This window comes from Sutterella massiliensis, from assembly GCF_016899755.1.
Taxonomy (GTDB): Bacteria; Pseudomonadota; Gammaproteobacteria; order Burkholderiales; family Burkholderiaceae_F; genus Sutterella; species Sutterella massiliensis.
Genome location: NZ_JACJJC010000046.1, coordinates 1 through 2022, shown reverse-complemented (window position 1 = coordinate 2022; position 2022 = coordinate 1). Strand labels below are relative to the sequence as shown.

Below are 2022 nucleotides of genomic sequence, written 5' to 3'. Positions count from 1 at the left end.
CCAGAACTCTGGCTCGCGCTTCGGCCTGAAGGGCGTTGAAGACCTCGGCAACGGCCTCAAAGTTGGCTTCGTGCTTGAAAACGGCTTCAACGCTGACGATGGCACCCTCGGCAACGGCGGCCGCCTCTTCGGTCGTGAATCCCAGCTGTACCTCGAAGGCAACTTCGGTACGGTCTCCTTCGGCCGCGTCGGCCAGCTCGTTAGCGCGAACGGCACGTTCGGCCTGATGGGTGGTGCTTCGCCCTTCTCTGGCGGCTGGCAGGATTCCGTTGGTGCCAAGTTCCTCCAGGGCTCCGCTTGGGATCGTTTCGACAATACGATCACCTATAAGACCCCGACCTTCGGCGGTGCGAATGTTTACGCTCAGTACTCCTTCGATACCGACAGCAAGATTGACGACGGTGGCGTTGAAGGCAAGGCTTCGGTGAACCGTTACTATGCTGTTGGTGCGACGTTCAAGACCCAGAACCTCTACCTCGTCGGCGTGGTTGACTCCACCAACTACAGTAACATCATCTACGACACCGATAATCTCGACGACCAGATCAACGTCACGCTCGGCGGCGCTTATGACTTCCAGTTCATGAAGGTCTATGCCCAGGCTCAGTACTTCATGAATTCCGTTTCTGTCGGCTACAAGTCGGCCAAGGATCAGGACAGCACGATCGGTGGGCGTATAGCTTCAAAGATGTCGAAGGCGCTGACGGCTTCGGTATCGCTCTCGGCGTCGGCGTCCCCGCCTTCGGCGGTCAGGCCAAGGCTCAGGTCGGTTACATGACGGCTGAAGCCAACCAGGATTCGACCTACGGCAAGCCGGAAGTCGATCGTTGGAACATTTCGGTCGGTTATGACTATGCTCTTTCGAAGCGTACGTCCGTCTACACGGCTGCTGCCTACACGAAGGACAGCATGAAGAACTGGGATGCAACCGACCGTGACCCGCAGACCGTCGAAGTCATGGCTGGCCTCATTCACAAGTTCTAATTTAGGATTACTTGTAGCTAAAGCTACGTAGTTCTGATTTAAACCCCGCAGCTAAGTGCACGGCTGCGGGGTTTCCTTTGTCGAAAGAAAAACCCTGAGCTAAACACCCGGGGTTTTCTCTCGAACCGCTACGGCGGCCGATGGTCGACATCTGACCAATATTCCTCACGGAGGAACAGCTTCTTTGTAGTTTGCTTATGGGCTACCATCAATCGAGGATATCGATATCGGCGAATCTCAGCGGCAGCTCATATCTGAAAACTCGGACTGACAAATAAACAACATGCAGGAGAGAATAGACCGCCCGTCTTCACTGTGCTCACTATCTCGCCGCGCGCTGGTCAAGCAGGCTGTTCGTCTTCTTCCTCTTTCATCGTCGCTGCTGTTCTCCGGATCGGCCTTTTCGTCCTTTCCTGTTGTTGACAAGGAAATAGAGTCCACGTCGTCCGATGCCGTCTTTGAGAAACTTCCTGCCTCACTGCTTTCCCGTGCACGCCGATGGCAGGTTCCCGCTGAGAGTATTGTGATCGACATTCGTGATTTGGCTACTGATCGAGTACTCCTTAGGTACCGATCCAAGGTTCCTCATGCGCCCGCTTCTACAGTGAAGCTTCTGACAACGTTTGCTGCGCTCGAAATCCTCGAGGAACGCAAGCCTGATTTTCGCTTCGAGACGACGCTCTGGCAACGTATGGCCGAGAGTCCGGGACCGATGTTCGTTCTCGAAGGCGGCGGTGATCCTTGCTTTGACGCGGAGACGCTTGAAAAGCTCTTTGCCGTACTCTCGCTTTCCGGGATCGATGCTATCGACGGCGACATCCTTATCGATCGGTGTATCTTTCCACTGCAGGATGGACTTGAGCCGCATCGTCTTTCCGACCATTGGCGCAGCATGGGCTGGGAGCAGTGCTGACGTGTCGGTCCCGATGCCATGTCAATCGGCGATCGATCTGTCCGCTTCACATTTATGCCTTGTGAAGACGGTTTTGCCGAAGTCGTTATGTCGCTCGAACTCGACGGCGTTGAGTGGTAAAGATA

The 2022-nt window shown here is 55.0% G+C and carries 3 protein-coding genes; all 3 read left to right on the top strand.

Translation table 11 applies throughout. The features are described from left to right. The coding region (locus H6A60_RS11040; protein ID WP_205104579.1) for a porin at positions 1 to 778 on the top strand (778 nt) is incomplete at its 5' end. Further along, a complete protein-coding gene (locus H6A60_RS11035) occupies positions 775 to 984 on the top strand; it encodes a porin (protein ID WP_369126657.1) in 210 nt (69 codons plus the stop codon). The genes H6A60_RS11040 and H6A60_RS11035, both read left to right, overlap by 4 nt. 283 nt (positions 985 to 1267) lie before the next feature. Next, positions 1268 to 1897: a D-alanyl-D-alanine carboxypeptidase gene (locus H6A60_RS13815; protein WP_239477730.1), complete on the top strand. Its 630-nt coding sequence runs from the start codon at positions 1268 to 1270 to the stop codon at positions 1895 to 1897. Positions 1898 to 2022: the final 125 nt, after the last annotated feature.

Coding starts and splice junctions, on each gene's coding strand:
- H6A60_RS11035 (WP_369126657.1), top strand. CDS start 775: ATGACGGCTGAAGCCAACCAGGATTCGACCTACGGCAAGCCGGAAGTC.
- H6A60_RS13815 (WP_239477730.1), top strand. CDS start 1,268: ATGCAGGAGAGAATAGACCGCCCGTCTTCACTGTGCTCACTATCTCGC.